General features: G+C 42.3%; 18 protein-coding genes and 1 other annotated feature. Of the genes, 14 read left to right on the top strand and 4 right to left on the bottom strand.

The window, feature by feature from the left end; all coding sequences use genetic code 11:
• Window positions 1-116: 116 nt before the first annotated feature.
• Window positions 117-839 carry a 16S rRNA pseudouridine(516) synthase gene (locus K1J10_RS04795; protein WP_223356043.1) on the bottom strand — a complete coding sequence of 241 codons (723 nt, stop codon included), beginning with the start codon at window positions 837-839 and terminating at the stop codon, window positions 117-119.
• 237 nt (window positions 840-1076) lie between these two features.
• Between K1J10_RS04795 and typA the strand changes: the two genes are divergently transcribed.
• The 14 genes from typA to K1J10_RS04725 all read left to right on the top strand — a co-directional run bounded on the left by typA (window position 1077) and on the right by K1J10_RS04725 (window position 16518).
• Entirely contained in the window at window positions 1077-2924 is a 1848-nt protein-coding gene (gene typA / locus K1J10_RS04790) for a translational GTPase TypA (protein WP_048715791.1), read from the top strand.
• Between the two features lie 22 nt (window positions 2925-2946).
• On the top strand, window positions 2947-3213 hold the full coding sequence (locus tag K1J10_RS04785) for a DUF3165 family protein (protein ID WP_023026447.1): 267 nt from the start codon (window positions 2947-2949) through the stop codon (window positions 3211-3213).
• A 164-nt stretch (window positions 3214-3377) separates the two neighbouring features.
• Entirely contained in the window at window positions 3378-4730 is a 1353-nt protein-coding gene (gene murD, locus K1J10_RS04780) for a UDP-N-acetylmuramoyl-L-alanine--D-glutamate ligase (protein ID WP_223356042.1), read from the top strand.
• A 1-nt stretch (window position 4731) separates the two neighbouring features.
• On the top strand, window positions 4732-5802 hold the full coding sequence (locus K1J10_RS04775; RefSeq protein WP_223356041.1) for a UDP-N-acetylglucosamine--N-acetylmuramyl-(pentapeptide) pyrophosphoryl-undecaprenol N-acetylglucosamine transferase: 1071 nt from the start codon (window positions 4732-4734) through the stop codon (window positions 5800-5802).
• The gene (locus K1J10_RS04770; protein ID WP_223356040.1) at window positions 5799-7016 is read left to right on the top strand and encodes a cell division protein FtsQ/DivIB; all 1218 of its coding nucleotides are present in this window, start codon (window positions 5799-5801) and stop codon (window positions 7014-7016) included. Before K1J10_RS04775 ends, K1J10_RS04770 begins: the two co-directional genes overlap by 4 nt.
• A 141-nt stretch (window positions 7017-7157) precedes the next feature.
• Window positions 7158-8510, top strand: coding sequence for a cell division protein FtsA (gene ftsA / locus K1J10_RS04765; RefSeq protein ID WP_048789764.1), 1353 nt, complete (start codon window positions 7158-7160; stop codon window positions 8508-8510).
• A 15-nt stretch (window positions 8511-8525) separates the two neighbouring features.
• Window positions 8526-9803 (top strand): cell division protein FtsZ, encoded by a 1278-nt coding sequence (gene ftsZ / locus K1J10_RS04760; protein ID WP_048715782.1) that lies wholly within the window; start codon window positions 8526-8528, stop codon window positions 9801-9803.
• A gap of 2 nt (window positions 9804-9805) precedes the next feature.
• On the top strand, window positions 9806-10474 hold the full coding sequence (locus tag K1J10_RS04755) for a YggS family pyridoxal phosphate-dependent enzyme (protein ID WP_223356039.1): 669 nt from the start codon (window positions 9806-9808) through the stop codon (window positions 10472-10474).
• 9 nt (window positions 10475-10483) lie between these two features.
• Window positions 10484-11113 carry a cell division protein SepF gene (gene sepF, locus K1J10_RS04750; protein WP_048715778.1) on the top strand — a complete coding sequence of 210 codons (630 nt, stop codon included), beginning with the start codon at window positions 10484-10486 and terminating at the stop codon, window positions 11111-11113.
• Window position 11114: 1 nt separating this feature from the next.
• On the top strand, window positions 11115-11375 hold the full coding sequence (locus K1J10_RS04745) for a YggT family protein (RefSeq protein ID WP_223356038.1): 261 nt from the start codon (window positions 11115-11117) through the stop codon (window positions 11373-11375).
• Window positions 11372-12160 carry a YlmH family RNA-binding protein gene (locus K1J10_RS04740; RefSeq protein WP_126403905.1) on the top strand — a complete coding sequence of 263 codons (789 nt, stop codon included), beginning with the start codon at window positions 11372-11374 and terminating at the stop codon, window positions 12158-12160. The genes K1J10_RS04745 and K1J10_RS04740 overlap by 4 nt, the downstream gene beginning before the upstream one ends.
• 9 nt (window positions 12161-12169) lie before the next feature.
• Window positions 12170-12973 carry a DivIVA domain-containing protein gene (locus tag K1J10_RS04735; protein WP_223356037.1) on the top strand — a complete coding sequence of 268 codons (804 nt, stop codon included), beginning with the start codon at window positions 12170-12172 and terminating at the stop codon, window positions 12971-12973.
• Window positions 12964-13181, top strand: a binding site (T-box leader). It overlaps the preceding gene by 10 nt.
• A 53-nt stretch (window positions 13182-13234) precedes the next feature.
• A complete protein-coding gene (gene ileS / locus K1J10_RS04730; RefSeq protein ID WP_223356036.1) occupies window positions 13235-16027 on the top strand; it encodes an isoleucine--tRNA ligase in 2793 nt (930 codons plus the stop codon).
• A 56-nt stretch (window positions 16028-16083) separates the two neighbouring features.
• Complete coding sequence (locus tag K1J10_RS04725) at window positions 16084-16518, top strand: GNAT family N-acetyltransferase (RefSeq protein WP_223356035.1); 435 nt, start codon at window positions 16084-16086, stop codon at window positions 16516-16518.
• An 87-nt stretch (window positions 16519-16605) separates the two neighbouring features.
• On the opposite strand, the gene K1J10_RS04720 is transcribed toward K1J10_RS04725, so the two are convergent.
• The 3 genes from K1J10_RS04720 to K1J10_RS04710 all read right to left on the bottom strand — a co-directional run bounded on the left by K1J10_RS04720 (window position 16606) and on the right by K1J10_RS04710 (window position 19953).
• Window positions 16606-16908: a DUF1827 family protein gene (locus K1J10_RS04720; protein WP_135781874.1), complete on the bottom strand. Its 303-nt coding sequence runs from the start codon at window positions 16906-16908 to the stop codon at window positions 16606-16608.
• Between the two features lie 67 nt (window positions 16909-16975).
• On the bottom strand, window positions 16976-17425 hold the full coding sequence (locus K1J10_RS04715) for an NUDIX hydrolase (RefSeq protein WP_223356034.1): 450 nt from the start codon (window positions 17423-17425) through the stop codon (window positions 16976-16978).
• 260 nt (window positions 17426-17685) lie between these two features.
• Window positions 17686-19953, bottom strand: a complete 2268-nt coding sequence (locus tag K1J10_RS04710; RefSeq protein ID WP_135781876.1) for an ATP-dependent Clp protease ATP-binding subunit — start codon at window positions 19951-19953, stop codon at window positions 17686-17688.
• Between the last annotated feature and the right edge of the window lie 231 nt (window positions 19954-20184).

Here is a 20184-nt window from a genome sequence, read left to right as displayed (position 1 = left end):
AGCTAGCTCAAACAGCTGGAAGAACACTCGCTTAATCAGAGGAATGACTTTGTTGCACTTGACTTGACAATTGGGGAAACAAAAAAAGCTTTAAAACTAAAGCTTTTTTTGTTTTATCAACTGTTTTCTAAATAGTTTTTAATAATCTGTAATTCATCTTGGTTCAAAGGGCGGTATTGACCCTCTGCTAGCTCTGAATCTAATGTAAAATCCCCGAACTGAACTCGTTTTAAGGCAGTAACTTTGACCCCAATAGCTAAAAACATCTTTTTTACCTGATGAAATTTCCCTTCAGACAGGGTGATAAGGGCCTGGCTTTCGGTAAGGCTAGAGCTAAGGATTTCGAGTTTAGCGGGCTTGCATTTTCTCCCATCTAAGAAGGTGATTCCTTCTTGAAATTCCTCTATATGAGCGGGTTCGAGAGGGCCATTGACTGTTGCCGCGTATTCTTTTTCGATATGGTATTGGGGATGAAGGAGTTGGAAACCTAGAGGTCCATTGTCTGTGAGTAAGAGGAGGCCAGTTGTATCCCGATCCAGTCGACCGATAGGATAGGTCTTGGGGGTCCGGTCTTCTGTTCGGAGGAGGTCCAACACTGTAGGATGTTGGGCATCCTTGGTAGCGGTCACCAGTCCTTGAGGTTTATGAAGAAGAAAATAGTGATGGGAACAGTCGGTAAGGATCCGATCCTTCCAGCGAACTTCTTGAAGACCTGTATCGACATTTTGGGATAATTTTGTTGCAGCAAGTCCGTCAACCAAAATCTGCCTTTTGGCTAGGCTCTGTTTGATTTCTTTGCGGGGAATTTGGTAGTGGGCCAGTAATTGATCTAATCTCATAAAAGACAGGATAGCATGAAATGGAGAGAATCACAAGTATTCGGAAAAAGGATGAAGAAAAGGGATAAAGAGGTGAAAGATTTTCATGAATAGAGTGGATAGGAGTGGGAATGAGAAAGAAGGTTTTCGAAAGAAAGCATGAAAACATTTACACTTACTTGAGTTAAGTCATTTGCTTAAAATTGTGGTATAATCGTTCAGTTAGAAAATAAATTTTTGAATACAATAGAGGAAATCATGACAAAATTAAGAGAAGATATCCGTAATATCGCGATTATCGCCCACGTCGACCATGGGAAAACAACCCTCGTTGACGAATTGTTGAAACAATCTGAAACTCTTGACGCGCGTACAGAGTTGGCAGAGCGTGCAATGGACTCAAACGATATCGAAAAAGAGCGTGGAATCACCATCCTTGCGAAAAATACAGCCGTTGCTTACAACGGGACTCGTATCAACATCATGGACACACCAGGACACGCGGACTTCGGTGGAGAAGTTGAGCGGATCATGAAAATGGTTGACGGTGTTGTTTTGGTCGTAGATGCCTACGAAGGAACCATGCCACAGACTCGTTTCGTATTGAAAAAAGCCTTGGAACAAGACCTTGTGCCGATCGTTGTAGTTAACAAAATCGATAAGCCATCTGCTCGTCCAGCAGAAGTAGTAGACGAAGTCTTGGAACTCTTCATCGAGCTTGGTGCGGATGATGACCAACTTGACTTCCCAGTTGTTTATGCATCAGCGATCAACGGAACATCTTCCTTGTCAGATGATCCAGCAGATCAAGAAAAGACCATGGCGCCAATCTTTGACACCATTATCGATCACATCCCAGCTCCAGTTGATAACTCAGATGAGCCGCTTCAATTCCAAGTGTCTCTTCTTGACTACAATGACTTCGTAGGACGTATCGGTATCGGACGTATCTTCCGTGGTACAGTAAAAGTTGGGGACCAAGTAACCCTTTCTAAACTAGACGGCACAACGAAGAACTTCCGTGTTACGAAGCTCTTTGGTTTCTTTGGTTTGGAACGTCGTGAAATCCAAGAAGCTAAAGCAGGTGACTTGATTGCCGTATCAGGTATGGAAGATATCTTCGTTGGTGAAACCATTACTCCAACAGATGCTATTGAAGCTCTTCCAGTTCTTCATATCGATGAGCCAACCCTTCAAATGACCTTCTTGGTCAACAACTCACCTTTTGCTGGTCGTGAAGGGAAATGGGTTACTTCTCGTAAGGTCGAAGAGCGCCTTCAAGCAGAATTGCAAACAGACGTTTCTCTTCGTGTAGAACCAACAGACTCACCAGATAAATGGACCGTTTCAGGACGTGGGGAATTGCACTTGTCTATCTTGATCGAAACCATGCGTCGTGAAGGATACGAGCTTCAAGTATCTCGTCCAGAGGTTATCATTAAAGAAATCGATGGTGTGAAATGTGAGCCGTTTGAACGTGTGCAAATCGACACACCAGAAGAATACCAAGGGTCTGTCATCCAAAGCCTTTCTGAACGTAAGGGTGAAATGTTGGATATGGTTGCAACAGGTAACGGTCAAACTCGTTTGGTCTTCCTTGTTCCTGCGCGTGGTTTGATTGGATACTCAACTGAATTCTTGTCAATGACTCGTGGTTACGGGATCATGAACCATACCTTTGACCAATACTTGCCATTGATTCCAGGGGAAATCGGTGGTCGTCACCGTGGTGCCCTTGTTTCGATCGATACTGGTAAGGCAACAACCTACTCTATCATGTCTATCGAAGAACGTGGAACCATCTTTGTTAACCCAGGTACTGAGGTTTACGAAGGCATGATCATCGGTGAAAACTCTCGTGAGAACGACTTGACTGTTAATATCACGAAGGCTAAACAAATGACTAACGTTCGTTCCGCTACTAAGGACCAAACAGCGGTTATCAAGACTCCTCGTATCTTGACGCTTGAAGAATCACTCGAGTTCTTGAACGACGATGAGTACATGGAAGTAACACCTGAATCAATCCGTCTACGTAAACAAATCTTGAATAAGGCAGAGCGCGAAAAAGCAAACAAAAAGAAAAAATCAGCTGCAGCTGAATAAGAAATAAGAAAGGAGTGACAAAATGGTTTATTTAATTATAGGTATTTTGATCCTCCTTTTTTACCTTTTTGCAGCTCCAAAGAGCATCAGAGGAACTCTGAATGTAGTTACCCTAGTCGTATTGTTGGTCTCTTTGGTCATCCTCCTTTGCTTAGCGATTTTCCAAATTTTCCAATTGCCTTCAGAATTTTTTGTGGGCGCCTTCCTTGCTTTTGTAGGCTACTTGGCCCTCGTTGATATTTCGCGATTGCCGACCAAGTCTTCTAAACGCTTGGATAAATCAGAATAAACAGGAGAGCTTGTCTCCATAAAATAGAGTTGTTGTGATATAAAATCATGGCGACTCTTTTTTTATGAAAGATGCTGAAGAGGTCATTTTTGCTGTCTTTAGACTTTTTAATTTGTCTAAAAAAGGGTAAAATAGAAGGTGAACAAATTGGAGAGAAAAAAGCTATGAACGTCATTGAAACATTTAAAAATAAAAAAGTCCTTGTTTTAGGATTGGCTAAGTCTGGAGAATCTGCAGCTCGACTACTCGATCGCCTAGGAGCTATCGTAACAGTGAATGATGGCAAAGCCTTTGAAGAAAATCCTGCAGCCCAAAGCTTGCTGGAAGAAGGAATCAAAGTTGTGACAGGAGGACATCCTCTGGAACTCTTGGATGAAGACTTTGCAGTGATGGTGAAGAACCCTGGAATTCCTTACACGAATCCTATGGTTGAACGAGCCCTTGAAAAAGGCATCCCTGTTTTGACCGAAGTTGAATTGGCCTACCTCGTTTCAGAAGCGCCCATCATCGGAATCACTGGTTCAAACGGAAAAACAACCACCACTACCATGATTGGAGAAGTATTAACGGCTGCTGGACAAAACGGTCTCTTGTCTGGAAATATTGGTTTTCCTGCTAGTCAAGTCGCTCAAACAGCGACAGCAAAAGACACATTGGTAATGGAATTATCTTCTTTCCAATTGATGGGTATTGAAGCCTTCCATCCAGAAATCGCAGTCATTACCAATTTGATGCCGACCCACTTGGATTACCATGGATCTTTCGAAGGCTATGTAGCTGCAAAATGGGCGATTCAAAAGAATATGACTGCCAAGGATTTTGTGGTACTAAACTTTAACCAAGATCTAGCCAAAGACTTGGCTCAGCAAACAGAGGCTACTGTGGTGCCATTTTCAACCCAAGAAAAGGTAGATGGAGCATATTTAGAGGATGGTGTCCTTTACTTCCGAGGTGAAGCCGTTATGCGAGCAGACCAAATTGGAGTACCAGGCAGCCACAATGTAGAAAATGTTTTAGCTACAATTGTAGTGGCCAAACTTCGTGGTGTTGACAATCAAACTATCCAAGAAACCTTATCAGCCTTTGGCGGGGTGAAGCACCGCTTGCAGTATGTAGCTGAGATTGAAGGGGTGAAATTCTACAATGATAGTAAGTCTACCAACATCTTAGCAACCCAAAAAGCCTTGTCTGGCTTTGATAACGCTCATGTCATCTTGATCGCCGGTGGTTTGGACCGAGGCAATGAGTTTGATGAATTGGTGCCAGATATTACTGGTCTTAAAAAAATGATCATCCTTGGAGAGTCTGCTGAACGGGTGAAACGAGCAGCGGATCAAGCGGGTGTGTCCTATCTAGATGCGACGGATGTGGCAGACGCAACGCGCAAAGCCTTTGAATTAGCTGAGCCGGGCGATATCGTCTTGCTTAGTCCAGCCAATGCCAGTTGGGACATGTACGCGAATTTTGAAGTACGGGGCGATGAGTTCCTTAAAACAGTAGAAGAGTTGAAAAATTAATATGAAAAAAATAGTATTTACAGGGGGAGGTACAGTTGGGCATGTGACCTTGAACCTTCTCCTCATCCCTCGCTTCATCGAGGATGGTTGGGAAGTTCATTATATTGGAGACAAGAAAGGGATTGAACACCAAGAGATTTTGAAGTCTGGTTTGGACATCCATTTCCATTCGATTGCGACGGGCAAGTTGCGCCGTTATTTCTCTTGGCAAAATATGTTGGATATCTTCAAGGTCTTCTGGGGAATTCTCCAATCAATTTGGATCATGCTTCGTGTACGGCCACAGGTTTTGTTTTCTAAAGGAGGCTTCGTTTCTGTTCCTCCGGTAGTGGCTGCACGACTCTGTTTTGTTCCTGTATTGGTCCATGAATCCGACCGTTCCATGGGCTTGGCCAATAAAATTGCTTATAAGTTTGCGACAAAAATGTTCACAACCTTTGAGCAGCCGAAAAGCCTAGTGAAAGCCCAACATGTGGGGGCTGTGACCAAGGTTCATCAGGAAGCCCTTCCAACCCCAGTAGAATTGGAAGCAGTATTTGCTCAATTTGATCCACAGTTGCCAACCCTCCTCTTTGTGGGTGGCTCTGCTGGCGCGCGAGTGTTCAATGAGTTTGTCACAAATCATCGAGAAGCCTTGTTGGCAAGCTACAATGTCATTAATTTGACAGGGGACTCTTCCTTGAATGAACAAGCACCTCATCTTTATCGCGTGGATTACGTGACGGATCACTATCTTCCTTTGCTCCAAAAGGCAGACCTAGTAGTGACCCGTGGTGGTGCCAATACGATTTTTGAACTCTTGGCCATGAATAAGCTCCATATCATCGTTCCCCTAGGGAAAGAAGCTAGTCGGGGAGATCAGATTGAAAATGCTCAATACTTTGTGGAAAAAGGCTATGCAGAAACCATCGCCGAGCCAGAATTGAGCATGGATCGGTTGCAAGAAATGATGGATAAAATGTTCCAAGAGGCTGAAAGCTATCATCAAGCGATGAAGGCTTCGAATGAATTGCTTTCCTTGGATGAATTTTACAGTCTAGTTCATCAAGAAATTAATAAAAGGAAAAAATGACGGATAAGAAGAACCAAAATACTCCTAAGGAAGTAACCAAGCTCTCTGAATGGCAGAGACGAAACCAGGAGTATCAAAAAAAGAAACAATTAGAAGAGCAAGAAGAAAAAGAAAAGAAGGCACAAGAAGAGAAGGAAAGACAGGAACTTCTGAATCAAAAAATTCCTTCTGAAGATCCAGAAGCAGGTGGGCAAGATGGCGAGTCTGCAGAAGTAGAGGAAGATGAGAACGTAGCTGGTGTAGCTGAGGAGGGATTGCAAGAAACACTTCCTGACGGAATAGACGAAGAGAATGAAGAAGAAAAAATCATCTACCTAACAGAGCCTTCAGAAGATAGGTTCGAAGAAGAGGAACTAGCGAAGAAGGCCAAAAAGGAAGGTCAGATTGCGAGACGTCACATCTATCGAGCTATTCCTGTTTTGGTGATCAGTACCTTGATTGCAGTCTTTTCTGTCTATCTTTTAACCCCCTTAGCTAAGCAAAAAATCATCGAATTCTCAGGGAATAAAAATGCGGATCAGACTTTGTTGTTTGAAAAGAGTCAGATCCAAGATCGGGATTATACCTTGACAACTTTTTTGAATCGGGATCGCTATCTTGCAAATATGAAGGCAGCGAGTCCGTGGGTCAAAGATATTTCGATGACTTATGCCTTCCCTACGACGTTTAAGGTTCAGGTTGAGGAACACCAGGTCTTTGGTTACTATGTGACGGAGGAAGATCACTATCCCATTTTAGAAAATGGGGAAGTGGTAGAGACACCAGTTGCTGCTGATCAGCTTCCCAAGGCTTACCTGACTGTTCGTTTTTCTGATCGTGAATTGGTCCGACAATTTGTGAAACAACTGGGGAAAATACCATCTTCTGTGCGTGATGAAATTGAGTCAGTGGACTTGACACCGAGCAAGGTGACTAAGGATTTAGTGACACTGACCATGAAGGATGGCACAAAGGTTTTAGTGCCTGTATCTCAGATCAAGCGTAAATTGCCTTATTACAATCAAATTCGCAAGCTAATTGAAGATGACAGTGTCATTGACATGGAAGCAGGTATATACAGTTACAATGCAGAAACAATGGCTACTTTAGCTCAGGAAAAGAAAGAAAAAGAAGAAGGGGAAGGGAACAAAACAGAAGAAGCTGATGCTAACTCGACAGATTCTGATGAGAGTGCAGTCGTAACCGAGCAACACGAAGAAGTTCCCGCTGAGTAAACCCTCATAAATTATCTGAAATAAATAAAGAAAATATGCCCACTATGGGCATTTTTGTGTTATAATGAAATTTGGATAGTTCTAACTAAAATGGAGCTATTAATTGACGTATAGGAAAACAAAAGAGAGAGGACTGGTGTAATGGCTAGAAACGGCTTTTTTACAGGTTTAGATATCGGTACTAGTTCAATAAAAGTATTGGTGGCAGAACATGTCAATGGAGAAATGAATGTAATTGGAGTCAGCAATGCGAAAAGTGCTGGCGTCAAAGATGGAATTATTGTTGATATTGAGGCTGCTTCTAATGCGATTAAAAGTGCAGTAAGCCAAGCAGAAGAAAAAGCAGGAATTTCAATCAATCTTGTGAACGTTGGGTTGCCAGCGAACCTTCTTCAAATTGAAGCAACTCAAGGAATGATTCCTGTAACCAGTGATTCAAAAGAAATTACGGATGCAGATGTTGAAAATGTTGTCAGATCTGCTTTGACAAAGAGTATGACTCCAGACCGTGAAGTCATTACCTTTATTCCAGAAGAGTTCACAGTTGATGGTTTCCAAGGAATCCGCGATCCACGTGGAATGATGGGAATCCGTTTGGAAATGCGTGGTCTCTTGTATACTGGTCCTAGAACTGTCCTCCATAATTTACGGAAAACAGTTGAACGTGCTGGTTTGCAAGTTGAGAACATCATTATTTCACCACTTGCAATGATTAAGTCTGTATTGAACGAAGGAGAACGTGAGTTTGGTGCGACCGTCATTGATTTAGGTGGAGGTCAAACGACAGTAGCTTCTGTTCGGAATCAAGAGCTTCAATTTACAAATATCTACCAAGAAGGTGGCGATTACGTTACTAAAGATATTTCTAAAGTATTGAAGACTTCTCAAAAATTAGCAGAAGGCTTGAAGTTCAACTATGGAGAAGCTTATGTTCCATCAGTTGGCGACGAAGTCTTCCACGTTGAGGTGATTGGTGAAGTAGAACCTGTTCAAGTATCTGAAAAATATTTGGCAGAGATTATTTCAGCTCGAATCAAACACATCTTCGACCAAATCAAACAAGATCTTGAAAGAAGACATTTGCTTGATTTGCCTGGAGGAATTGTTATCATCGGTGGTGGCGCTATTCTCCCTGGTATTGAAGAATTGGCGCAAGAAGTCTTTGGTGTAAATGTGAAATTGTATGTTCCAAATCAAATTGGTATCCGCAATCCAGCTTTTGCCCACGTGATTAGCTTGTCTGAATATGCTGGAAATCTAACAGATGTAGATATTCTTGCTCAAGCTGCTGTACATGGAGATCAACGTCTACGTCAGCAACCAGTTCAGTTTGAACGACCAGTACAGCAACCAGTTGTTCCAGCATATGTACCGGAAGAAATTGAGCCTGTAGTTAACGTCGAGCAACAACATCCAGTTGAAGAACAAAAACAAGAAGAAAAAACTACCTTTACAGACCGAATGAAGAATTTAATCGGTAATATGTTTGATTAAGGAGTGTAAGTATTTATGACATTTTCATTTGACACAGCAGCGGCACAAGGTGCAGTTATTAAAGTAATCGGTGTCGGTGGCGGTGGCGGTAATGCCATCAACCGCATGATTGACGAAGGAGTTGCTGGTGTAGAATTCATCGCAGCAAACACAGACGTACAAGCACTTTCAAGTGCAAAAGCAGAAACAGTTATCCAATTGGGTCCTAAGTTGACTCGTGGATTGGGTGCTGGAGGTCAACCTGAGGTTGGTCGTAAAGCCGCAGAAGAAAGTGAAGAAGTATTGACAGAAGCTTTGCAAGGTGCAGACATGGTCTTCATCACTGCAGGGATGGGTGGAGGATCTGGTACAGGTGCTGCACCAGTCATCGCTCGTATTGCTAAAGCTGTTGGTGCTTTGACAGTAGCCGTTGTGACTCGTCCTTTCGGATTTGAAGGAACAAAACGCGGAAACTTTGCAATCGAAGGGATCAATGAACTTCGCGAACATGTGGATACCTTGTTGATCATTTCTAACAACAACTTGTTAGAAATTGTAGATAAGAAAACACCACTTCTTGAAGCATTGAGCGAAGCAGATAATGTCCTTCGCCAAGGGGTTCAAGGGATTACTGACTTGATCACAAGCCCAGGCTTGATTAACCTTGACTTCGCTGACGTGAAGACTGTTATGGAAAATAAAGGAAATGCCTTGATGGGTATTGGTGTAGGTAATGGTGAAGAGCGTGTCATTGAAGCAGCTCGTAAAGCTATCTACTCACCACTCCTTGAAACAACCATTGACGGTGCTGAAGATGTGATCGTCAACGTTACTGGTGGTTTGGATATGACCTTGATTGAAGCAGAAGAAGCTTCTGAAATTGTTAACCAAGCAGCTGGTCATGGCGTAAACATTTGGCTCGGTACATCTATTGATGAATCAATGAAAGATGAAATCCGCGTAACGGTTGTCGCAACTGGTGTTCGTCAGGACAAAGTTGAAAGAGTTAGTGGAATTGCATCTCATGCACCAAGTTCAGCACGTTATTACCAAACTGGACCACGTGAACAACGTCCACAAACTCCACAATTCGATCGCGAATTCGATTTGAAGGAAGAAATCGAAATGCCTACTCCTCAATCACGTGCTAAACAAGAAACACCTCGTGGATCTGCGTTTGGAGATTGGGACATTCGTCGTGAAAACATTGTACGTCAGTCTGATACCAGCACTGGTCGTCAAGTTGAACGCTATGTGGATTCTTCTTCAGAAGATGATGAGTTGGAAACACCACCATTTTTCCGTAATCGTTAAGAATGAATCTGATTGAAAATAAAGAGCGAATATTCTCGCAGGTTGCACAAGCAATGGAAACAGCAAACCGCACGGATCAGGTCAATGTGATTGCTGTTACTAAGTATGTTGGTATCGAACAAGCTAAGGCTTTGGTTGATACAGGAGTCTGTCATATCGGTGAAAACCGTGTTGATAAATTTCTAGAAAAATACCAAGCTCTAAAAGTTGAGGGACTGACCTGGCATTTGATCGGTAGTCTCCAACGTCGTAAAGTAAAAGAAGTTATCAATTATGTAGATTACTTCCATGCTTTAGATTCTATGAAGCTTGCCCAAGAAATTCAAAAAAGGGCGAGTCACCCAATTAAATGTTTTATACAAGTCAATATTTCTGGAGAGGAAAGCAAGCATGGATTTGCTCCTGAAGAGCTCGATGCGATTCTTCCTGAACTAGAAGGCTTGGATAACCTACAAATTGTTGGCTTAATGACGATGGCTCCTTTTGAGGCAAGTCAGGACGAGTTGCAAGCTATATTTGCAGCAACTCACCAACTTCAAAAAGAATTACAAAAGAAACAGTTGAAAAATATGCCCTTTACAGAGTTAAGCATGGGAATGAGTCGTGATTATGATGTGGCGATTGCTAACGGTGCGACTTTTGTGCGAATTGGGACCTCATTTTTCAAATAGGAAAGAATTATGTCATTTAAAGATAGATTTGATCGATTGATTGATTATTTTACTGAAGATGGAGATGAGTACGATGTGCAAGAAGCGCCTGCTCAAGCAGTCGGAGCTAGCCAACCTGTAGCATCCCCTAAACCAGTACAACCATCATCAAAACCACGTCAAAAAGCTGTGGTAGCTGCCAAGGAGCAGAAACCTACTCCTGTTGCAGCAAGTCGTCCACAAGTAGCTTCTACAGCAGTGGTTGAATCAGCTTCATCTCAAAAATCATCTTCTGAAAATATTACTCGACTTCATCAACGTCAACAAGAGTTGGCAAGAAATCGTTCTGCTGCAGATGAAAAGATTACAATTGATGTTCGCTATCCTCGTAAATACGAAGAAGCAACTGAAATTGTCGACTTGTTGTTGGCAAACGAAAGTATTCTTATTGACTTCCAATACATGACAGAAGTTCAAGCAAGAAGATGTTTGGATTATTTGGATGGTGCTCGCTATGTATTAGCCGGGAATCTACGTCGTGTTGCAAGTACTATGTACTTATTAACACCAATCAATGTTGTTGTGAATATTGAAGATATTCGCCTTCCAAATGATGTCGAAGTTGCTGAGTACGACTTTGATATGAAACGAAATCGTTAATATGTTTGTCCTACAATTAGTTAGAAATTTCTTTCAGGTTTTTGAGCTAGTACTAATCATCTATGCTTTGCTTAGTTGGTTTCCAAATGCATCAGAATCGGCTTTAGCTAAAATGGTTCAACGGATCGTCGAACCATTTTTGAGCCTATTTAGAAAGATTCCTTTGCAATTTGGTGGGCTAGACTTTACAGTCATGTTTGCCTTACTTGTTCTATCCGTAGTGGAACGATTTGTCCTTCAATTTTTGGTGCAATTTATATGACCAAGGGATTTTATCAACACTATAGTCCAGAAGACCACGTCTTTATCGATCGAGTTCTAGAATTAGTAGCTCGGGTGGAGCAACAGTATAGTTTTGAACTGACTTCCTTTTTAAATCCACATCAGGTTGATATTTTACGACAAATTGGTGCCCACCACGGTTTGCAGGTGTTTTCAAGTGCAGAAATCTATCCTACAGAATATGCACGAGTGATTCTGGCTCCTAGCTACTATCAGTTAGAGGCATCTGATTTTGAAATAAGCCTGTTAGAAGTTCTTTATCCGGATAAGTTTTATCGGTTAAGTCACTCTCAAGTTTTGGGTTCGCTTCTCCATCAATTAGGCATAGAAAGAAAGTCTTTTGGTGATATTCTAGTTGGACAAGGGAAGATTCATATCTATGTGGATGAACGTTTCTCCTCCTATTTTAAAGAGAATCTTAAGAAGATCGCAAAGGCATCTGTGAAGATTCGTGAGATTGACTGTCGAGAACGGATCACCGTAGACGAACCGTCCAAACTCAAAGATCTATTGGTTACTAGTGTTCGACTTGATAAACTAGTAGCTTCTACCTTTAAACTTGCTCGGTCTGTAGCTGTTCAATTGGTTCAGTCGGGACAGGTAAAGGTAAACTATGCCACTATTGATAATCCTAGTCGGATGATCCAAGTAGCAGATTTAATTAGTGTTCGAAAGTATGGCCGATTTAAAATACTATCAGAAAATGGCCTATCAAAAAGTGGAAAATACAAATTAACGGTTGAAGTATTTTCCAGTAGAAAATAAGGAGGAACTATGGCACTTACAGCTTTAGAAATCAAAGATAAACGCTTTTATGTAAAATTTAGAGGCTACGATGCTAAAGAAGTTGAAGAGTTTCAAGACATGGTCTACCGAGACTATGAAAAATTAGTTCGTGAAAATCATGAATTGGAAACAAAAATTAGTGCGTTGGAAGAACGCTTGAACTACTTTGACGAAATGAAAGACTCCTTGAGTCAATCAGTATTAATCGCTCAGGATACAGCTGAACGTGTGAAGCATGCTGCGAATGAACGTTCTGAAACGATTGTTCGACAAGCCGAGCAAGATGCACATCACTTAGTTGAAGAAGCAAAAGCGAAAGCAAATGAGATTCTTCGTCATGCGACTGATAATGCGAAAAAAGTTGCAGTAGAAACAGAAGAATTGAAGAACAAAACTCGTGTCTTCCATCAACGTTTGAAATCAACCATTGAAAGCCAATTGAGTATCATTGATACACCTGAATGGGATGAAATCCTTCGTCCAACAGCTATGTACATTCAAACAAGTGACGAAGCTTTCCGTGAAGTGGTTGAAAAAGCTTTGGATGAGACCGTTCATCACAATTACGATGATGAAGCAATTGATTTGACCCGTCAATTCTCTCGCGCTGAAATTGAAGAGCTCCAAAAACATATTGAAGCTGTAAACCGTGAATTATCAGCTACTCAAGCTTTTGAAGGTCTGAATGAAAAAGTTCAAGAAGCTTTAGAAGAAGCGGAAAAGAACCACGTTGAGGAGCCAGTTCCAACTGTCACAGTTGAAGAACAACGTGAATCTGTTTCAATCTTATAATCTGTAAAAACAGTGACCTTATAAAATAGTTATAGCGAGCAGGTGATGGTGGAAGACCTGCACTTCCTTTTATAAAGTTGATCCTTTTACAAAATCTTAGTGGTGAAATAAGTAACCACTAACGCTAGTCAGCGTTAGCGACAAAAGAGGAGAAAGAGAGTATTCTCTTTCTTGAATAAAGGTGGTACCACGACTTGTCGTCCTTTTTGGCGGGGTCGTGGTCTTTTATTTTGTGTAATTATATTTTTAATAGGAGACTCCATGAAACTCAAAGATACATTGAATTTAGGGAAGACAGCTTTTCCAATGCGTGCTGGTCTTCCTACAAAAGAACCAGTATGGCAAAAAGAATGGGATGAAGCAAAATTGTACCAACGCCGTCAGGAATTGAACCAAGGCAAACCGCATTTTACCTTGCATGATGGCCCTCCATATGCAAATGGGAACATCCACGTGGGCCATGCTATGAACAAGATTTCAAAAGATATCATTGTTCGTTCCAAATCTATGTCAGGATTTTACGCACCATATATTCCAGGTTGGGACACTCACGGTCTGCCAATCGAACAAGTTTTGGCTAAACAAGGTGTCAAACGCAAAGAGATGGACTTGGTTGAGTACTTGAAACTTTGCCGTGACTACGCTCTTTCTCAAGTTGATAAACAACGGGAAGACTTTAAACGTTTGGGTGTTTCAGGTGACTGGGAAAATCCATATGTGACTTTGACTCCAGACTATGAAGCAGCTCAAATCCGTGTCTTTGGTGAAATGGCCAACAAAGGCTATATCTACCGTGGTGCGAAGCCAGTTTACTGGTCATGGTCATCTGAGTCTGCTCTTGCAGAAGCTGAAATTGAATACCATGATTTGGTTTCAACTTCACTTTACTATGCCAACAAGGTTAAAGATGGCAAGGGTGTCCTAGATACAGATACTTACATCGTTGTCTGGACAACAACTCCATTTACCATCACAGCTTCTCGTGGGTTGACTGTTGGTGCGGATATTGATTACGTCTTGGTGCAACCAGCTGGCGAATCTCGTAAGTTTGTGGTTGCTTCAGAATTGTTGAACAGCTTGTCTGAGAAATTTGGTTGGGCGGATGTTCAAGTTTTGGCTACTTACCGTGGTTCAGAATTGAACCAAATTGTGACAGAGCACCCATGGGATACAGCAGTAGATGAACTGGTGATCCTTGGTGACCATGTTACGACTGACTCTGGTACAGGTATTGTCCATACAGCACCTGGTTTTGGTGAGGACGACTACAATGTCGGTGTTGCCAATGGTCTTGAAGTTGCAGTAACGGTTAATGAACGCGGTATTATGATGGCAAATGCAGGTGCTGAGTTCGAAGGTCAATTCTACGACAAGGTTGTACCAACTGTTATCGAGAAACTTGGTAATCTTCTCCTTGCCCAAGAAGAAATCTCTCACTCATATCCATTTGACTGGCGGACCAAAAAACCAATCATCTGGCGTGCAGTGCCACAATGGTTTGCCTCAGTTTCTAAATTCCGTCAAGAAATCTTGGACGAAATTGAAAAAGTGAAATTCCACTCAGAATGGGGTAAAGTGCGTCTTTACAATATGATCCGTGACCGTGGCGACTGGGTCATCTCTCGTCAACGTGCTTGGGGAGTTCCTCTTCCAATCTTCTATGCAGAAGATGGCACACCAATCATGACAGCTGAAACCATCGAGCATGTAGCTCAACTCTTTGAAGAACATGGTTCCATCATCTGGTGGGAACGTGATGCCAAAGACCTCTTACCAGAAGGATTTACCCATCCAGGTTCACCAAATGGTGAGTTCAAGAAAGAAACAGACATCATGGATGTATGGTTCGACTCAGGTTCATCTTGGAATGGAGTCGTGGTTAACCGTCCAGAACTTAAATACCCAGCAGACCTTTACCTAGAAGGTTCTGACCAATACCGTGGTTGGTTCAACTCATCACTCATCACATCTGTGGCTAACCATGGAGTAGCACCATACAAACAAATCTTGTCACAAGGTTTTGCCCTAGATGGTAAAGGTGAGAAAATGTCAAAATCACTTGGAAATACAATTGCTCCAAGTGACGTTGAAAAACAATTTGGTGCTGAAATCTTGCGTCTCTGGGTGACCAGTGTAGACTCTAGCAACGACGTACGTATCTCAATGGATATTTTGAGCCAAGTTTCTGAGACTTACCGTAAGATTCGTAATACTCTTCGTTTCTTGATTGCCAACACTTCTGACTTTAACCCAGCTGAGGATGCAGTAGCTTACGAAGAATTACGTTCAGTAGATAAGTACATGACTATCCGCTTTAACCAACTTGTTAAGACGATTCGTGATGCTTATGCGGACTTCGAATTTTTGACGATTTATAAGGCTTTGGTTAACTTTATCAATGTTGATCTGTCAGCCTTCTACCTTGATTTTGCCAAAGATGTTGTTTACATTGAAGGGGCTAAATCACTCGAACGCCGTCAAATGCAGACTGTTTTCTATGACATCCTTGTCAAAATCACCAAACTCTTGACACCAATCCTTCCTCACACTGCGGAAGAAATCTGGTCCTATCTTGAGTTTGAAGCAGAGGACTTTGTTCAATTGTCCGAGTTACCAGATGCACAAAACTTCCTTAACCAAGAAGAAATCTTGGACACATGGGCAGCCTTTATGGACTTCCGTGGTCAAGCTCAAAAAGCCTTGGAAGAAGCGCGTAATGAAAAAGTAATTGGTAAATCTCTTGAAGCTCATTTGACAGTTTATCCTAATGAAGTGGTGAAGACTCTTCTTGGGGCTGTTAACAGCAATGTTGCGCAACTCTTGATCGTCTCAGAGTTGACCATCGCAGAAGGTCCAGCTCCAGAAGGTGGAGTAGCCTTCGAAGATGTAGCCTTTACTGTTGAACGGGCTGCTGGTGAGGTTTGTGACCGTTGCCGTCGCATTGATCCAAGTACAGCAGGACGTAGCTATAACGCAACCATCTGCGATCACTGTGCAAGCATCGTCGAAGAAAACTTTGCAGAGGCAGTTGCAGAAGGATTTGAAGAAAAATGAATATGAAAAATCGCAGGGAGACAATCTCCTTGCGACTTTTCACTAATGAGGAAGATATGTGGTATCAAAAGGGATTTAAGGAACTAGAATTGAAAGACTTTTACCAAATTGTCCATCTGCGTCTGGAGACCTTTGTCGTGGAACAGACAAGAATCTACAATGATCTTGATGATATCGACTATAGAGCCCTCCATCTCTTTCATTTAAATGAGGAAGGGCGTGTGGATGCCTATGCGCGCATCTTTGAAACGGGGGTGACGATTCATTTTGGCCGAGTGGCTGTTGCCAAAGGCAGTCGTGGTCAAGGACTAGGAAAGGCTATGGTTGAGCAGATTTTGAACCTGTGTGAACAGAGATTTCCTGGACGGACCATTGAAATTGAGGCCCAAGAGCAGGTGGTCGGCTTGTATGAAAAGTTAGGTTTTCAAACGGTGAGCGAGCCCTTTATCCTGGCTTCAACCCCTCACGTAAAAATGATCTATCCAAAATAAAAGAACCTTCCATCTCATCCTCGAGCTGGAAGGTTTTTCATCATTTTTCATTACATGAAAGGGAAGAAAAAATAAGGCTAGGGAGCCTTACTTTGTAATGGGAAAAGAAATCTCAATCAGATTGTCTGAATGGAGAGTTTGCATGGCGGCTTGGTCAACTTCCGCAATATTAATTTTCCGTTTTAAAAAGAACTCACGAATAGTTTCTAGTTCTGTTTCACGAATAGAACGGTGTTTATTACTAATCAACAGTTCGTAGTGAGTAGGAGCTTTGGTGAAGATAACATCGGTGTTACCAGCTGAATAGACCTCAACAAGGGTAGCATCGGTACTTTCTAATTGGCTTCTAACGAGATTGGCATGACTATTTGTCGTATTGATAAGCTTCATGTGAGATCCTCCTAAGCTCTAGCTAGGTTTATTATAGCACTTTTTTCTATTTTGTGAAAGAAGGCACTTAGATTTTATGGGCAGATTTCCACATTTTGATGCCCCATTTATGGCTTCCTCTTTTCAACTTTTCAATGGCTTCGTCGATTGGGAACCAGGCAAGCTTATTAAAATCTTCTAGCGGTTTTTGAGCTTCTACAAAGGATGTTACTTCATAGATATAAGCAGGATTGTAGTAGTGAGTGTCGCGGTGACTGGAGTAGAAGTACTCATCGGCTTGGCCATAATACTCGCCGATGGTCACAGTGAAGCCTAATTCTTCGATCAGTTCGCGCTCGAGTGCCAAGAAATGATCCTCTCCTGCTTCGATTTCACCTCCGGGTAGAAACCAGGCTCCATTGGGAGCTTGAACAAGGATAATCTGATCCTTGGTTGGATTTGGAATCACCGCATAAACGCCATAACGATTGACGTAGTCAACATTTTCTTCTTTTATTCCAAAAGTTGCAACAGTCATAATGATACTCAATTCTTATTTTTTTATCATTATAACATAGATGGACATAAAAAGCAGTAGGAGATAAAAATAAGAGAGTGGGACAGAAATCGGTAATTCGTTAGAATTCGATTTCGTCGTCCCACCTCCGCACAGTTGAGTAAGGCTGTAAAAGCTGATGAAATCAGCGTAGTAGAGCCCACTCAACCACTGCGTCTTGCTCGACAATCCAAAGACAATTGAGAGGCTAGGACTTTTGTCCTAGCCTCTTTGGAATGCGATTATTCAGTTACTTTTTCTGCTTCGTTAGCAGGTTTACTCTTTCCTTTGATGCAAATTTTACCATTGCTGGTCATGACAGCCTTCAGTTCTTTTTCACTAGGATTTTCTAGGTAGTAATCTGTAATGGCATCTTCAATATAGTCTTGAATGGTGCGACGAAGAGGACGAGCTCCCATTTTCGGATCGTAGCCTAAATCAACTAATTTTTCCTTGACCTTATCGGTAACATCCAGGTGGATATCATTGTGGGCCAGACGTTGGTTGACATCCTCTAGCATGAGGTTGACGATTTGAAGGAGGTTTTCCTTAGACAAGGCTTTGAATTCAATGATGCCGTCAAACCGGTTCATGAATTCTGGACTAAAGAAGTTCCCCAGTTCACCTAGGATAGAATTGGTACGACCTTCACGAGCTGCACCAAAGCCGACATTAGCCTCCGCTTTTCCAGTTCCTGCATTGGAAGTCATGATGATAATGGTATCTTTGAAGCTCACCGTTCGGCCTTGTCCATCTGTCAAGCGCCCATCGTCTAAGACTTGGAGGAACATATGCATGACATCTGGGTGGGCCTTTTCTATCTCATCCAAAAGAATGAGAGAGTAAGGATTGCGACGCACCTTTTCAGTTAGCTGGCCAGCTTCTTCATAGCCGACATAACCTGGAGGAGCACCTACCAATTTGGCAACGGCATGTTTCTCCATGTATTCGCTCATATCAAAGCGGATCATGCTGTCAGCAGAACCGAAAAGTTCGATAGCCAACTGCTTGGACAACTCGGTCTTCCCGACACCAGTCGGACCAACAAAGAGGAAGCTTCCGATTGGACGGTTTGGCGTTCCAAGACCAACCCGATTGCGACGGATGGCCTTAGCAATTTTTTCAACAGCCTCATCTTGGCCAATGACATGAGCCTTCAAGTCAGCTGCCAAGTTGATCAATTGGGATTGTTCTTTTTCTTTCAAATCGCCAACTGGAATATTGGTCTTTTGCTCGACGATATGTTCGATGGTCTTTTCGCTAATGACAGGCGTATCTTGGTCAGTGACCTGTTGCCCTTGCATTTCTTTGTACTTAGCGATTTGGTCGCGGAAGTAGGCAGCTTTTTCAAAGTCTTCATCACGCGTCGCTTGAGCTTTGAGATTTTCGGCTTCAATTAAGCGTTGGTCGATGACTTTGGGATCGACAAAATTAAGGGTCAAATTCATCTTAGAGCCTGCTTCATCCAAGAGGTCAATTGCCTTGTCTGGTAAGAAGCGGTCTTGGATATAGCGATTGGAGAGGAGAGCCGCAGCTTCGATCGCACCGTCTGTATAATGGACGTGGTGGTAGTCTTCGTATTTCTTTTGAATCCCTTTGAGGATGGTGATGGTTTCTTCAACCGTTGGCTCATCCACCTTGACTGGCTGCATCCGGCGTTCAAGTGCCGCATCTTTTTCTATAATACGATACTCGTTGAGTGTCGTCGCACCGACTAATTGCAATTCACCACGAGCTAGGGCTGGTTTGAGGATATTTCCGGCATCCATGTTACCATCTCCAGCAGAACCTGCTCCTACGATTTCGTGAATTTCATCGATGAACAAAATCACATCTTCACGACGACGGATTTCTTCCATCAATTGTTGCATGCGTTCTTCAAATTGGCCTCGAATCCCAGTCCCTTGAACGAGGCTAACAACGTCTAAACGAATGACTTCCTTACCTTGCAATTTGTGAGGGACATCTCCATCGACAATCTTTTGAGCTAGTCCTTCTACGACAGCTGTTTTCCCAACACCTGGTTCTCCAATCAGGACAGGGTTATTCTTAGTTCGACGGTTTAGGATTTCAATAACTCGAAGGATTTCGTCGTCACGACCAATGACTGGATCGATATCCCCTCGGCGAGCGATTTCAGTAACATTAATCCCAAACTCTTCTAAGAGGCCTTTGGGCTGTTGCTTGGCTTGAGGTCTGCTTGATCCTGAAGCTCGACCGTTCCCATTTGAACCGTAGCCATTTCCGCCACCATAGCCCCCTCCAGATTGGGTCGGAGGCGTTTGAGGTTCTTGCGGAGCTTGGAAGTTTCCTAGTTGATTAAAGAAATCTTCAAAAGGATCTCGCCCTCCTCGATTTTGTTGGTTTAATCCTCCAAGAAGACTATTGTTAGGATCGGTTTTCATAATTTGATAGCAGTTTTGACAAAGGTCCACTTGCTGTTGGTGGCCATTCACATTGGTATAGAGGTGAATCGTTGATTCATTGATTTTACAGTTTTGACAAAGCATTCTCTTCCCTCTTTCTTCTAGGATAAAAAGTGTCTAGGCTATTGGTCAAAAATAGTCAAACTTTTATAGTTTCATTATATCAGTATTCTAAAAGTTTGCAAGAATTTACTATGGATACTGTCTTGAAAAGCGGAAAAAGGGCTAAAATAGTGGAAAAGTAAGATTTTTATTGGAATTTCCTCCTTCTTTTATGATAAAATAGGAGAGTAGAAAGTAAATAGGAGAATCAAA

The sequence above is a fragment of the Streptococcus australis genome (assembly GCF_019930045.1).
GTDB lineage: Bacteria > Bacillota > Bacilli > Lactobacillales > Streptococcaceae > Streptococcus > Streptococcus australis_D.
The sequence above is the reverse complement of the archived record's forward strand: the minus strand, read 5'-3'. Positions and strand labels throughout refer to the sequence as shown.

Coding starts and splice junctions, on each gene's coding strand:
- K1J10_RS04795 (WP_223356043.1), bottom strand. CDS start 839: ATGAGATTAGATCAATTACTGGCCCACTACCAAATTCCCCGCAAAGAA.
- typA (WP_048715791.1), top strand. CDS start 1,077: ATGACAAAATTAAGAGAAGATATCCGTAATATCGCGATTATCGCCCAC.
- K1J10_RS04785 (WP_023026447.1), top strand. CDS start 2,947: ATGGTTTATTTAATTATAGGTATTTTGATCCTCCTTTTTTACCTTTTT.
- murD (WP_223356042.1), top strand. CDS start 3,378: ATGAACGTCATTGAAACATTTAAAAATAAAAAAGTCCTTGTTTTAGGA.
- K1J10_RS04775 (WP_223356041.1), top strand. CDS start 4,732: ATGAAAAAAATAGTATTTACAGGGGGAGGTACAGTTGGGCATGTGACC.
- K1J10_RS04770 (WP_223356040.1), top strand. CDS start 5,799: ATGACGGATAAGAAGAACCAAAATACTCCTAAGGAAGTAACCAAGCTC.
- ftsA (WP_048789764.1), top strand. CDS start 7,158: ATGGCTAGAAACGGCTTTTTTACAGGTTTAGATATCGGTACTAGTTCA.
- ftsZ (WP_048715782.1), top strand. CDS start 8,526: ATGACATTTTCATTTGACACAGCAGCGGCACAAGGTGCAGTTATTAAA.
- K1J10_RS04755 (WP_223356039.1), top strand. CDS start 9,806: ATGAATCTGATTGAAAATAAAGAGCGAATATTCTCGCAGGTTGCACAA.
- sepF (WP_048715778.1), top strand. CDS start 10,484: ATGTCATTTAAAGATAGATTTGATCGATTGATTGATTATTTTACTGAA.
- K1J10_RS04745 (WP_223356038.1), top strand. CDS start 11,115: ATGTTTGTCCTACAATTAGTTAGAAATTTCTTTCAGGTTTTTGAGCTA.
- K1J10_RS04740 (WP_126403905.1), top strand. CDS start 11,372: ATGACCAAGGGATTTTATCAACACTATAGTCCAGAAGACCACGTCTTT.
- K1J10_RS04735 (WP_223356037.1), top strand. CDS start 12,170: ATGGCACTTACAGCTTTAGAAATCAAAGATAAACGCTTTTATGTAAAA.
- ileS (WP_223356036.1), top strand. CDS start 13,235: ATGAAACTCAAAGATACATTGAATTTAGGGAAGACAGCTTTTCCAATG.
- K1J10_RS04725 (WP_223356035.1), top strand. CDS start 16,084: ATGTGGTATCAAAAGGGATTTAAGGAACTAGAATTGAAAGACTTTTAC.
- K1J10_RS04720 (WP_135781874.1), bottom strand. CDS start 16,908: ATGAAGCTTATCAATACGACAAATAGTCATGCCAATCTCGTTAGAAGC.
- K1J10_RS04715 (WP_223356034.1), bottom strand. CDS start 17,425: ATGACTGTTGCAACTTTTGGAATAAAAGAAGAAAATGTTGACTACGTC.
- K1J10_RS04710 (WP_135781876.1), bottom strand. CDS start 19,953: ATGCTTTGTCAAAACTGTAAAATCAATGAATCAACGATTCACCTCTAT.